This is a genomic window from Thermohalobaculum sp. (assembly GCF_058622915.1).
This window is the reverse complement of record NZ_JBZSYN010000205.1, coordinates 1-12,157: the sequence shown is the minus strand read 5'-3', so window position 1 is coordinate 12,157 and position 12,157 is coordinate 1. Positions and strand designations below refer to the sequence as shown.

The 12,157-nt window shown below is 68.0% G+C and carries 16 protein-coding genes; 6 read left to right on the top strand and 10 right to left on the bottom strand.

Going from position 1 to position 12,157, the window contains the following annotated elements; genetic code table 11:
- Positions 1 to 441, top strand: a 441-nt coding sequence (locus tag AC32QD_RS16015; RefSeq protein ID WP_492011509.1) for a helix-turn-helix domain-containing protein, incomplete at its 5' end; no start/stop codon positions are given.
- Positions 442 to 458: 17 nt separating this feature from the next.
- Here AC32QD_RS16015 and AC32QD_RS16010 read toward each other — a convergent pair.
- Complete coding sequence (locus tag AC32QD_RS16010) at positions 459 to 755, bottom strand: DUF1244 domain-containing protein (RefSeq protein ID WP_492011508.1); 297 nt, start codon at positions 753 to 755, stop codon at positions 459 to 461.
- 50 nt (positions 756 to 805) lie between these two features.
- Positions 806 to 1,570, bottom strand: coding sequence for an N-formylglutamate amidohydrolase (locus AC32QD_RS16005; RefSeq protein ID WP_492011507.1), 765 nt, complete (start codon positions 1,568 to 1,570; stop codon positions 806 to 808).
- Positions 1,571 to 1,750: 180 nt separating this feature from the next.
- Between AC32QD_RS16005 and pyk the strand changes: the two genes are divergently transcribed.
- Positions 1,751 to 3,202 (top strand): pyruvate kinase, encoded by a 1,452-nt coding sequence (gene pyk / locus AC32QD_RS16000; RefSeq protein WP_492011506.1) that lies wholly within the window; start codon positions 1,751 to 1,753, stop codon positions 3,200 to 3,202.
- A 26-nt stretch (positions 3,203 to 3,228) separates the two neighbouring features.
- Positions 3,229 to 3,699 carry an SRPBCC family protein gene (locus AC32QD_RS15995; protein ID WP_492011505.1) on the top strand — a complete coding sequence of 157 codons (471 nt, stop codon included), beginning with the start codon at positions 3,229 to 3,231 and terminating at the stop codon, positions 3,697 to 3,699.
- A gap of 161 nt (positions 3,700 to 3,860) precedes the next feature.
- On the opposite strand, the gene AC32QD_RS15990 is transcribed toward AC32QD_RS15995, so the two are convergent.
- The 3 genes from AC32QD_RS15990 to AC32QD_RS15980 all read right to left on the bottom strand — a co-directional run bounded on the left by AC32QD_RS15990 (position 3,861) and on the right by AC32QD_RS15980 (position 7,366).
- A complete protein-coding gene (locus AC32QD_RS15990) occupies positions 3,861 to 5,165 on the bottom strand; it encodes a TadG family pilus assembly protein (protein WP_492011504.1) in 1,305 nt (434 codons plus the stop codon).
- 414 nt (positions 5,166 to 5,579) lie between these two features.
- A complete protein-coding gene (locus AC32QD_RS15985; RefSeq protein WP_492011503.1) occupies positions 5,580 to 6,905 on the bottom strand; it encodes a pilus assembly protein TadG-related protein in 1,326 nt (441 codons plus the stop codon).
- A 17-nt stretch (positions 6,906 to 6,922) separates the two neighbouring features.
- Positions 6,923 to 7,366, bottom strand: coding sequence for a TadE/TadG family type IV pilus assembly protein (locus AC32QD_RS15980; RefSeq protein ID WP_492011502.1), 444 nt, complete (start codon positions 7,364 to 7,366; stop codon positions 6,923 to 6,925).
- Between the two features lie 388 nt (positions 7,367 to 7,754).
- Here AC32QD_RS15980 and rpmI point away from each other — a divergent pair, with 388 nt between their 5' ends.
- From rpmI to ykgO, 3 genes are read left to right on the top strand one after another with little or no spacing between them, the layout of a single operon-like run.
- Positions 7,755 to 7,955, top strand: a complete 201-nt coding sequence (gene rpmI / locus AC32QD_RS15975; protein ID WP_492011501.1) for a 50S ribosomal protein L35 — start codon at positions 7,755 to 7,757, stop codon at positions 7,953 to 7,955.
- Positions 7,956 to 7,968: 13 nt separating this feature from the next.
- Entirely contained in the window at positions 7,969 to 8,328 is a 360-nt protein-coding gene (gene rplT, locus AC32QD_RS15970; RefSeq protein WP_492011500.1) for a 50S ribosomal protein L20, read from the top strand.
- A gap of 33 nt (positions 8,329 to 8,361) precedes the next feature.
- Complete coding sequence (ykgO, locus tag AC32QD_RS15965) at positions 8,362 to 8,487, top strand: type B 50S ribosomal protein L36 (protein WP_492011499.1); 126 nt, start codon at positions 8,362 to 8,364, stop codon at positions 8,485 to 8,487.
- An 80-nt stretch (positions 8,488 to 8,567) separates the two neighbouring features.
- On the opposite strand, the gene AC32QD_RS15960 is transcribed toward ykgO, so the two are convergent.
- The 5 genes from AC32QD_RS15960 to AC32QD_RS15940 form a co-directional block, all read right to left on the bottom strand.
- Entirely contained in the window at positions 8,568 to 8,897 is a 330-nt protein-coding gene (locus tag AC32QD_RS15960) for a GYD domain-containing protein (RefSeq protein WP_492011498.1), read from the bottom strand.
- A gap of 83 nt (positions 8,898 to 8,980) precedes the next feature.
- Positions 8,981 to 9,790: an NAD-dependent epimerase/dehydratase family protein gene (locus tag AC32QD_RS15955; RefSeq protein WP_492011497.1), complete on the bottom strand. Its 810-nt coding sequence runs from the start codon at positions 9,788 to 9,790 to the stop codon at positions 8,981 to 8,983.
- Between the two features lie 100 nt (positions 9,791 to 9,890).
- On the bottom strand, positions 9,891 to 10,307 hold the full coding sequence (locus tag AC32QD_RS15950) for a hypothetical protein (protein WP_492011496.1): 417 nt from the start codon (positions 10,305 to 10,307) through the stop codon (positions 9,891 to 9,893).
- 6 nt (positions 10,308 to 10,313) lie between these two features.
- A complete protein-coding gene (locus tag AC32QD_RS15945; protein WP_492011495.1) occupies positions 10,314 to 11,552 on the bottom strand; it encodes a phenylacetate--CoA ligase family protein in 1,239 nt (412 codons plus the stop codon).
- A 191-nt stretch (positions 11,553 to 11,743) separates the two neighbouring features.
- Positions 11,744 to 12,157, bottom strand: a 414-nt coding sequence (locus AC32QD_RS15940; protein ID WP_492011494.1) for a hypothetical protein, incomplete at its 5' end; no start/stop codon positions are given.

Genomic DNA, 12,157 nt, shown 5'->3' with positions numbered 1-12,157 from the left:
GTGCCGGCGCGCATCGGCGTGCGCCACCCCAAGCTGGTGCAGATCATCCAGACCATGGAGCAGTCGACCGAGGAACCGATCAGCCCGTCGGACCTGGCCAAGTCGGTCAACATGTCGACCCGCCAGCTCGAGCGGCTGTTCCGGCGCTACCTCAACCGCAGCCCGAAGCGCTATTACATGGAGCTCAGGCTGGACAAGGCGCGCAACCTGCTGTTGCAGACCGACATGAGCGTGATCAACGTGGCGCTGGCCTGCGGCTTCACCTCGCCCTCGCATTTCTCCAAGTGCTACCGGGCCTATTTCAACCGCACGCCCTACCGCGAGCGCGGCGCGCCCGCCAACACCGGCGCGGCCAAGGCGCCGAAGGCCGAGGAAGCGGATCTGCACGAGGACCTGGAGGAAACCGGTACGCGCCGCGCCGGGGGGGCCAAGCGCGGCTAAGGCAAGGCCCCGCCGGCCTACTGGTCGTCGCGGCTCTGGCCGAAGGCCGCCTTCTGCTCGGGCGTCGCCTCGGTCTGGTGCCTGGCGCGCCACGCGTCATAGGGCATGCCGTAGACGATCTCGCGCGCGGCCTCCTTGGTCAGCTCGACGCCCTGCGCGGCCGCGGCCTCCTGATACCAGCGGCTCAGGCAGTTGCGGCAGAAGCCGGCGAGATTCATCATGTCGATGTTCTGCACGTCGGTGCGCTGGCGCAGGTGGTCGCGCAGGCGGCGGTAGACGGCGGCCTCGACCTCGCGCTGGTCCAGATCGGGCATTCGCTCCTCCTGTGGCTCTCATTGCAGATATGGGATCGCCGGGCGGCGGCTCAACCGGGCTCCATGGCGGCCACCGAGTCACTCACGATCGGGGCGAGGCGGGCGGCCCAGGCGGCCTGGTCCTCGGCCGTCCCGATCAGGTCGTTGCGGATCTCGATCAGCGCGTGCGGGATGCCGCGGCTGGTGCCGTGGATCCACATGCAGTCGCCGCGGAGCTGGCCGGAATAGGGCTCGTTGTCGCCGACCACCAGGTCCGGCTCGGCGCGCAGCCGGGCGATCAGCGGGTGCACCAGGCGGGCGTCGCGGTCCCACAGCACGCCGACATGCCAGGGGCGCCAGGGCCGGCCCCGGAACTGCGGCGTGAACGAATGCACCGAGAGCAGCACCGGCGCCATGCCGGCCGCGACGACCGCGTCGAGCGCGGCGTCGATCGCCGCGTGGTAGGGCCGGTGATAGGCGGCCTTGCGGCGCTCGATCTCGGCCGCGTCGATGTGGCGGTTGCCCGGCACGATGGTGCCGTCGTAGACGCGCATTACCAGGGTGGGGTCGTCCTCGCCCCGGTTGGGGTCGATCACCAGCCGCGACCAGGTCGAGAGCACGGCGCCGGCGCCGAGCCGGGCGGCCAGCCCGAGCGTGACGCCCCGAGCGCCCACGTCGTAGGCGATGTGGCGGGCCATTTCGTCGTCCGGCAGGCCGAGGTCGCCGATTTCGGGCGGCACCGCGTTGCGCGCGTGGTCGCACACCAGGACCAGCCGCCGCAAGTCGGGGTTGCCGTCTTCGGGCAGGATGCGCTCGACTGGGCAGAACGTGCTCATGGCTCGAATCGCGGCTCGACTCGCGGGGGACGGTGTCCGGTCGGGTCACCTAAGCCCAGTTCGCGCCGCGCACAAGGACGCAAGCAAGGACGCAAGAATGTGAGGCGGCCCGCGCTTGCAACCGTCACAATCGGCAGCAATGATCGCGGCCCGCGGGCAGACGCGAGAAGAGGGCGAACCATGCGGCGCAAGCGGAACGTGAAAATCGTGGCAACGGTCGGCCCGGCATCGGCCTCGCGCGAGGCGCTGTTGCACCTGTTCGAGGCGGGCGTCGACGTGTTCCGGCTGAACATGAGCCACGGCAGTCACGAGGACATCGCCGAGCGCCACCGGCTGATCCGGGGCATCGAGGCCGAGATGCGGCGCCCGATCGGCATCCTCGCCGACCTGCAGGGGCCAAAGCTGAGGGTCGGGCATTTCGCCGGCGGCAAGGTCACGCTCGAGCAGGGGCAGAGCTTCCGCTTCGACCTCGACGACGCGGACGGTGACTCGCACCGGGTGCAGCTGCCGCATCCGGAGATCTTCCAGGCGCTGGAGCCCGGGGCGACGCTGCTGGTCAACGACGGCAAGATCCGCGCCAAGGTGGTGTCGTGCGACGGGACCGGCGCCGATACCGAGATCGAGGTCGGCGGCGAGATCTCGAACAACAAGGGCGTCAATGTGCCCGACGTGGTGCTGCCGCTGGCGCCCCTGACCGAGAAGGACCGCCGCGACCTGGACTTCGTGCTGGAGTTGGGCATCGACTGGCTGGCCCTGAGCTTCGTGCAGCGGCCCGAGGACATTCTGGAGGCACGCAAGCTGATCGGCGAGCGCAGCGTCGCGGTCATGGTGAAGGTCGAGAAGCCCGCCTGCGTCGAGCGCTTCGACGAGATCGTGAAGATCGTCGACGGCGTCATGGTGGCACGCGGCGACCTGGGCGTCGAACTGCCGCTGGCCGAGATTCCGGCGATCCAGAAGCGGCTGATCGGCGCCAGCCGGGCGGCCGGACGGCCGGTGGTCGTGGCCACGCAGATGCTCGAGAGCATGATCTCCGCCCCGGTGCCGACGCGGGCCGAGGTCTCCGACGTCGCCAACGCCATCTACGAGGGCGCCGACGCGGTGATGCTGTCGGCCGAATCCGCCACCGGGCAATACCCGGTCGAGGCGGTGGCGATGATGGACACCATCGCGCGCACCACCGAGCGCGAGGAGAGCTATCGGGCGGCGATCCACCGCGGCCCCGACCTCGAGCGGCGCACGGTGGCCGACGCGATCACCGCGGCGGCGCGGCAGGTGGCCGACGACACGCCGATCCGGGCGATCTGCTGCTTCACGCATTCGGGCACCACGGCGCTGCTGGCCTCGCGCGAGCGCCCGGCGGTGCCGATCCTGGCGCTTACCCCCGTGATCGGCACGGCGCGCCGGCTGAGCCTGGCCTGGGGGCTGCACTGCGTGCTGGGCGAGCAGCCGGTCAACCGCTTCAAGCACGCGGTGCTGGAGGCGGTGCGCGCCGCCCGCGCCGACGGCTTCGCCGGCGAGGGCGACAACATCATCGTCACCGCCGGCGTGCCCTTCAACGTGGCCGGCACCACGAATATCCTGCGGGTCGCGCCGATGGACGAGCGGCTCATTCAGCAAACGGGCGCCGACTAGCCGCCCGCAAGGAAAGGGGACAGGTCATGGCCGATCCGAACCGGAGCGAGCCCGCGCGGGACCGGATCCAGCTCTGGGTCTCGCTGCCGCAGGCGCCGGAGACGGTCTGGGCGGAGATCGGCGGCTTCGACACCATCGCCCAGTGGCATCCGGAGGTGGCCTCGGCCGATCTCGTCACGCTGGAGGGCGACCTCCACCGCCATCTGCGCCTGACCGACGGCAGCCTGTTCCTCGAGCGCCTGGCCGAGGAGGGCCCGCTGCACTACAGCTACGAGCTGGTGGACGGCCCGCTGCCGGTCGCCGGCCACCGCGCCACCCTGAGCTGCGTGGCCGAGGAAGGTGGCTGCCATGTCTTCTGGTCGGCAGTGTTCGAGCCCGAGGACGCGGTCGCCGACGAGGTCGTCGAGGGGTTCTTTCGCGCCGGGCTGGAAGCGCTGGGCGAGCGTTTCGGCGGCGAGCAGCCGGCGGCCGCGCGCCGGGCGCAGAAGACCAGATAGAAGCGGCGGAGCGACCTGACCTCCCGCCCGGAGCAGCAGGCTCCGGGCGGGAGGGACGCAGGGCCGGCGCGCGAGGAGGGGTCCCGCGTCATGCCTGCCCTGATTGCCGGGCCTGTCCGCGGGGGGTTTCCGCGCCGGCGCCGGAGACGTTGGTGCACCGGCTAGAACACGAGCCGGTAGTGCTCGTTGGTCAGCAGCGGATCCTTGCCCACGCACAGGCCGAAGCTGTTGCCGCTCGAGAGCGTGATATTGCCGCCGGCCTGCACGGCGAGGCCCCTCACCCCGGCGCCGGCGGTGCCGAGCGAGACATTCTTGGCCGAGACGATCTGCACACCGTTGAAGATGACGCTGGACGAAATGAACAGGTCCGAGGTCGTGAAGATCTGCACGCCGCCTCCATCGGCGCAGTTGTCGGGTTTGCCGAGCTGCACGCTCGATGCGAGATGAATGTTGGCGCCGTCATTGCTGGTCGTCGCGCGCGAGGCCAGGAACACGTCCTCAAGCATGGCGCCCGCCGGGATGTTGATCTGGCTTTCGGCGATGACGACGATCTTGCTGGTGAGCTTGTTCCCGGGGATCTGGATCTGCTTGTTGGCCGGGCAGACCACGTGGTAGATGCGCCCCTGAAGCGCGGTGCCCATGTCGAACTGGCAGTCCACCGTGATCACCGGCTTGGTCTGGTCGATATAGGGCGGTTGAACCGGCGACGTCGGATCGAGCAGCATTTCCATGATATCGGGGACGTGATTGACGGTCCGCGGATCGAGGCTGCCCTCGCGCAGCGCGTCCTTGAGGCCGGGGTTTGAGGAGAACCCGTCACTGGGAATCGAGAGCATCGAGAAGTCGGGCATCGAGACGCTGGTGCCCTTCTCGAAATAGCTGCCGCTCTGCATGTCGACGCCCTGCTGGCCGTGAATGCAGAAGTGGTTGTAATAGTTGTTGTTGCTCGAGGCGTCGACATAGCCGCGCGCCACCAGCCCATCCGTGTAGCACTGCGGGATGAAACGCTGGGCGATGGCGACGGCGTCGAGATCGAAGCCCTTGAAGCCGACGATCCTGAGGAAGGTGGCCAGGACCGCGTTGCCGCGGGCGAAGTTCGAGCGCAGGTGCACGCGAACCGCGTCAGGCGCCGGATCGTCCTTGATGAAGACGCGGGTGTCCTCGTCCCATTTGCCCACGGCGACGTCATCGGGCGTGAGCACGGTGCCGTAGGTATCGGGGGGCATGTTCTTCTCGGCATATTCCACCGCCGAGTCGATGGCATTCTGCTTGCGCGGCAGATCGATCACGGCGGCCAGTGCCGCCGCGTCGGCCGACGACTGAAGGATCGTGCGCATGCGGAAGCCGTCCGCGGAGTCCACGGAGAGCCCTGCGATGCCGATGAAGAGAACGGTGGTGAAAAGACCCCAGATGGCGCCGGCGCCCCCCTCGTCGTGGAGGAACCGGCGAAGACGCGACCGGAACATGGTCAGACCCTCTTACGCTTACAGACGCTTACAGATACTTACGCAACGCAGGTATCGTGCGCCCGGGCTGGGGCAGAAATTTGGTGTTTGTCGCGGTTTTTGGCGCGTCGGGCTGCGAATTGCCGCACAGGAAGAAAAAACGGAATCTCAAGTGTTTGTCGATCAATCCTGAGGCAGAATGTTATTCACGGCGGCAACTTTGTGACAGGCTCCGCAACCCTGAATAGTATTTAATATTTCAAGTATTATGAATACGTGTGGACATCAGAGGTAATGTCGACGTGAATAAAGGCCGATTCGGGGATGGTCCGATGTCGCCGCGCGACCTGCCGGGCGCCCTTGACCGGCAGGCCCGGCCTGACTTTTGGTCGCGGGCGGGCAGCACGGCCGGCCGGACGACCGGCGCGTCCGGCCTCAGAGCACGAGGCGGTAGTACCAGGAGGTGAACAGGTCGGGCACGCCGCCCTGGCACAGCCCGAACATGTTGTTCGAGGTCATGTTGATGTTGCCGCCGGCCTGGGCCGAGATGCCGTTGATGCCCTGGTCCCGGGCGCCGAGCTCGATCTCGCCGACGGCGACCATCTGCACGCCGTCGATCGAGGTGGTCGACGAGGTGGTGATGGTGGCGTTCGAGAACAGCTGCGTGCCGCCGCCGGGCGCGCAGTTGTCCGGCGTGCCGAGCTGCGTGCCGGCCGCCGCGGTGATGTTGGCGTCGCCGCGGTTGAGCGTGCCGTTGCCGGTGGTCCCGCCCGAGCGCGAGGCGATGAAGGAGTCCAGGATCTGCGCATTCGCGCCGATGGTGATCTGGCAGTCGGCGACCAGGGCGACGTGCTGGATCACGCTGTTGGCCGGGATCACCAGGTTCTGGTTCGGCTTGCACTGGACGTAATAGACCCGGTGCGGGCTCAGGGAACTGAAATTGGTGGGCTTGGTCGTGATCACCGGCTGGGTCAGGTCGATAAAGCTCGGCGTGTAGGTCGGATCGAGGTTCAGCACGCCGTCCATGATCTCCTCGACGTGGTTGACCATGCGCGGGTCGAGGCCGTTCTCCCTGAGCGCATCCTTCAGGCCGGTGTTGGTGGCGAAGCCGCTCGCGGGCAACTGGAGGGTGTCCAGGTGGAGCATCGACACGTTGACGCCCGGGTCGAAGGTGTTGTTGCTCTGGAGGTTCACGCCGGTCTGGCCGTGCACGCAGATCCGGTTCGTGAAGTGGTTGTTCGACGACATGTTGACCATCAGGCGCGAGATGATGCCGTCGCGCAGACAGTCCGGAATGTATTTCTGCGCCACCGCCTGGGCGCGGACGTTCCAGCTGCGCAGGCCGATGATGCGCAGGAAGGTCGCCACCACGGCGTTGTCGTTCGCGGCGCCGCGCCAGACCGTGACCATCACGGAGTCCGGGTCGGGGGCCGACTGGTCGAGCGAGAGCGTCGCCTTGTCCCACTTGCCGATGAGAACGTCCTTGGGATCGAGCACCGTGCCGTCCACCGAAGGCTTCATGTTCTCGGCGGCGTAGGTGGTCGCGGTGTTCACCGCCTGGGTCTTGTCGGGCAGGTCGATCACGGCGGCCAGTGCCGACGCGTCGGCGGTCGCCTGCAGCATCGTCTTGTTGCGGAAGCCATTCGTCGAGTCGATCGCGAGTCCTGCGAAGGCGGCCAGCACCATGAACCAGAACAGGCCCATGATCGTGCCACCGCCCGTCTCGTCGCGGGCGAAGGTGCTCAACAACTTCTCGGCCATGACGACCCCCCGGCAGCTCAGATCGGCTCGCGCCGCATGATGACCAGCGCCGTCAGGTTCCGGCCCACGATTGCGTTGTAGATCCCGAACACCGAGGCATCCGCCATGCTGGCCTGGATCATGATCTTGACGTCCAGGTCCTTCGGGTCCGAGGTGGCCACGGTATAGCTTGTCGTGGTGAGGAACAACTCGTTCGCGATCACGTCCTTCGCCTGGGCCTCGGTGATGTCGCCCACCGCCACCCGACGGGCCACGTCGCGCGCGACATTCCACATCTCGGTGTGATGCAGATAGAGGATGGTGGCATCGACGGTCGCCATCAGGATGAAAGCGAAGACCGGCACCCAGAGCACGAACTCGATGGTTGCCGAGCCACGCTCGTCGCGCAGAAAGCGCCCAACTGAAAGTGACCCGCTCGTACGCCGGAATTTCGGGCGTGCAGTTCCGTCACGCAACAGCACAGCCTTGCTCCCGAATCATTCCATCCCACGACGCAAAACATAGCAGAGAAGAACGAAAATGCGACCGGCAATTGTGAAGAAATCACATAAAAGCCGGTAGTTTTCTTCTATGTTCCTCAAATATTCCAGTTTTCGCTCTACTAAAAGGCGCAATGGAGGTGGGGTTTACTCGCCCTATACGTGTCCCATGCGGGCGACGTCACTCGCCTCATGCGCGAGGTCTTGCGCCGAGTCGCACGGAAGGCGCGTGGCGCGGCCCGCCATCGCCGCCGGGCCGGGCGCTTGCCTTCCGCGAGACCGCGGTCTATAAGCCCGGCTCTCAACACGGGGCGTCCGGCGACAAGGGCTGCCGCGCCGCCCCCGAATCGTTCCTGACGAGGAGTCGAAAATGCCCAAGATGAAGACCAAGTCGAGCGCCAAGAAGCGCTTCAAGGTCACCGCCACCGGCCGCATCAAGTGCCAGCAGGCGGGCAAGCGCCACGGGATGATCAAGCGGACGAAGAAGTTCATCCGCAACGCCCGCGGCATGTCCGTGCTGGCGCCCTCGGACGAGAAGATCGTCCGCCAGTTCCTGCCCTACGACCGCTGACCGGAGGCGTCCCATGTCCAGAGTGAAAGGCGGCCCCGCCGCCCATGCCCGTCACCGCAAGGTCCTGACCAAGGCCAAGGGCTATTACGGCGCGCGCTCGCGCACCTTCCGCACCGCCAAGCAGGCGGTCGAGAAGGCGATGCAGTACCAGACCCGGGACCGCAAGGTGCGCAAGCGCACCTTCCGTGCCCTGTGGATCCAGCGCATCAACGCCGCCGTGCGCGAACATGACGGCGAGCTGACCTACTCGCGCTTCATCAACGGCCTGTCGAAGGCCGGGATCGAGGTCGACCGCAAGGTGCTGGCCGACCTTGCCGTGCGCGAGCCGCAGGCGTTCGCCGCCATTGTCGAGAAGGCCAAGGCGGCGCTCTGAGCGGCCGCCGGAAGACAGCAAGGAACACACGCCATGAAGGTCAGGAACTCGCTGAGATCGCTGAAGAAGCGCCATCGCGACTGCCGCCTTGTGCGCCGCAAGGGCCGTGTCTACGTCATCAACAAGACGCAGCGCCGCTTCAAGGCCCGCCAGGGCTGAGCCGGCGACAGGCCAGAACCGAGGAGGCCGCGCCCCGGGGCGCGGCCTTTCGCTTTTCGGGACCCGCCCGGGCGGCGCCGTCAGCCGGGCGTCCTGTAGGCGGCCATCGCGTTGTGCGCCTTCTGAGCGATCTTCTTGAACTCCTTCGGGGTCCAGGCCCGGGCCGTGGTGACATGTGTCACGGCCCCGGCCGCGGCGGTCACCAGGCTCGTCGCCACCACGTCGCTGCCCTCGGGCGCATCGATGATGACAAGGACGTCGTTCTCGCCGGTGGTGATGTAGTAGTCCTTCATCTTGCCCCCGCAAGCCGCAACCAGCTTGGCGACGGCGTCGGTGCGGTCCTCGGGCTTGGCTACCAGGCCACGGGCGAAGTCTGCGCTCAGGCGCGCCTGGATGACAAACGTAGGCATGGCCTATCCTCCCATTGGGAAATGAGGACGGGAAGATACCACTTCGATTGAGTCGACTCGCGCAGATTCGCGCAGCAGTTGTCTCAGGCCTCGTCGTCGGGGTGGCCCACGGCGCACAGGAAGCCGCCGGCGAACTCGACCTCGGGGGCGAACGGGTCTCCAGGCGGGCATTTCGCCTCCACCTTCTCGCGCCAGTCCTCGGCGCTGTCCTGGGGGGCATAGCCCAGATGCGCCGCCTTCTCGTTCGAGAAGATGCGCTCGCGGTTGGCCGATATGCCATAGACGGCGGTCCAGCCGACGCGCTCGGCCACCAGGCAGCGGGTCACCAGCTGCACCAGGTCGCGGTAGCTGAGCCAGGTCGAGAGGTGGCGCCGGTCGGCGGGCTCGGGGAAGCAGGAGTTGATGCGCAGCAGCGCCGACTCGATGCCGAACTTGTGGAAATAGAGCTTGGCGAGGTCCTCGACGAAGCACTTGGACACCCCGTAGAGCGTGTCGGGCCGGTGCTCGGTATGGGTGTCGGCGCCCTCCTCGCGGCGGACATAGCCGACGGAGTGGATCGAGCTGGCGTAGACGATGCGCTTGATGCCATGGCGGCGCGCCGCCTCGTAGACGTTGTAGCCGCCGATGATCGAGGAGTTCAGGATCTCGGCCCAGGGTTTCTCCACCGGCGCAGCACCGAAATGCACCACGGCGTCGCAGCCCTCGACGACGCGCATGACGGCGTCGAAGTCGGAAAGCTCGGCCGGCATCAGCTCCTCGTGCGGCTTCTGGGTGCCGAGATCGGCGCGGTCGGTCAGGCGCAGCGTGGACGCGAGCGGCACGAGGCCCTCGCGCAGCACCGAGCCGAGCGCGCCGGCGGCGCCGGTGACGAGCAGGCGATTGAAGCGGGGCATGGGCGGTCTCCCTGTGGCTTTGGGCTCAGCGCATCATGCAAAGGCGCGCGCGCCGAGGGAAGCCCCGCGCGGGCCGTCCCGTGCCGCTCGGCGGGCCGGCTCAGGCGCGGTCCCACGGGCCGTCGAGCCAGGCGTGGATGGCGACGATCGCGACGGCCGGTCCGCCGAGCAGCACAATCAGCATCCACGCGCCCCAGACCGCGGCCGGGGCAAGGATCAGCCACACCACGGCGGCGAGGGCCGAGAGGCGATGCCAGCGCAGGTGCTCGCGCCCCTCGGCCGAGAGCGGCACCCAGTCGGGCAGGCCGCGCATCACCAGCCGGCGCGAGATGCGGCGGCGGTGGCGGCGCACCGCGCGCAAGTCCTCCGGCGCCTCCCAGTCGAGCCGCGCGCGCAGATCGTCGGGCACCTCGCGCATCGCCATCACCAGGCGATGGTGGTGCCACGCCGACATGCCGACGAGCAGCAGGAAGACGGCGATCAGCAGGACGGTGCGGGCGTCGAGTCCGTGCTCCATGCCGGCTCAGTCGAACTTGCGCGTGTCGTCGATCACCTTGCCGTCATTCGGCAGCGCGCCGGGCAGACCGGCCTCGACCTCGCCCCTGAGCTTGAGCACGGAGAGCATGGTCTCGCGCACGCGCGCGGCCAGCTCGGGGCTGGGCGATTGCGCCTCGACCGCCAGGGTCATCCGGTCCCGCTCGCCCGCACGCGCCACGGTGAGGCGGGCCTTCAGCACCTCCGCGTGGCGGCGCACGATCTCGGCCACCTGCTCGGGGCGCACGAACATGCCCTTGACCTTGGTGGTCTGGTCGGCCCGGCCCATCCAGCCCTTGATGCGCATGTTGGTGCGGCCGCACGGGCTCTGCCCCTCCAGCACGGCGGAGAGGTCGCCGGTGGCGAAGCGGACCAGCGGGTAGTCCGGGTTGAGCACGGTGACCAGCACCTCGCCGACCTCGCCCTCGGGCACCGGGTCGCTGCTGCCGGGCCGCACGATCTCGAGGATCACGCCCTCGTCGACCACCATGCCCTCGCGCGCCGCGCTCTCATAGGCGATGAGGCCCAGATCGGCGGTCGCATAGCCCTGCAGGCAGAAGATGCCGCGCTCCTCGTAGGCGGCGCGGAGCGAGGGGAAGAGCGGCCCGCCCGAGACCCAGGCGCGGCGAATGGAGGAGAGGTCGCGCCCGAGCTCGGCCGCCTTGTCGAGCATGACCTTGAGGAAGTCCGGCGTGCCCATATAGGCGCTGGCGCCGGCATGCGCGGCCGCCGCGACCTGGGCCTCGGTGTTGCCGACGCCGCCGGCGATCACTGTGCAGCCGAGCGCGCGCGCCGCCGATTCCATCATGTGGCCGGCGGGGGTCAGATGGTAGGCGAAGCTGTTGTGGGCGATATCGCCCCTGCCAAAGCCGGCGGCATGGAGGGCCCGCGCGATGCGCCACCAGTCGGGTGCCGAGCTCATGCCCGGCTCGTAGATCGGGCCCGGCGACTGGAACACATGATCGAACGCGCGGGCGGGACGCGTGGTCAGGCCGCCGAAGGGCGGGTCGGCCGCCTGCAGCTCGACCAGCGCCGCCTTGCGCAGCACGGGAAGCCGCGCCAGGGCGGCGCGATCGGTCACCGCCTCGGGGCCCGCCCCCTCGAGGTGGCGGGCCAGACCGGGGGCCCTGGCAACCGCGGCGCGGAGCTGGGTGCGCAAGGCGGCGAACAGGGCCTCCTCGCGGGTCACCGCGTCGCGGGTCTCGAGATCGTCGAAATGCTCGGTCATCGCGTCCCTCTTCCCTCCGGCGTCCAAGTCGCCCGTCCAGTCCGCTCCGCCTCGAATGCGACGCTCTGCCGTTTCCGACCAGATATCTCGCGCCATAGCAGGCCGCAACGGCGTTCCCCGGGGCGCGCGGCCGATGTCGTTTGCATGGCCGATTTTCACCCGAAGCCCCGCCGCGTCCCGCCGGCCGCGGTTCAGGCGCGGTATTTTCCGGGGTCATATTCCCGCCGGATATAGTCGAGATCGGCGGAGGGTCCGCGACCGTCCTGCTTGATCCACGGCCGCGTGCGTCCTGTCTTCCTGACGATGAAGGCGAACTGGTTTCCCTGGCGCGGCAGCGCGGTCTCGAACACTCGCTTCAAGAAACTGAGAAGCGTCACCGCCGCGCGCTTGAGCGGCGAGGTGGACATCGCGATTCGCTGCAGGGGAAAGCGGTAGCCATAGGCGAAACGATGCTCCAGCACGGCGTGGGGCATGTAGCTGGCCGTGGTCTTGATGACCTCGCGCTCGGTCCAGCGATAGATGTAGTTGGGAATGGGCGTGTTTCGGCAGCCGCCCGAGGTTCCATGGGACAGTATGACGGGTTCGAGCTCGAACTCGGGGGTCAG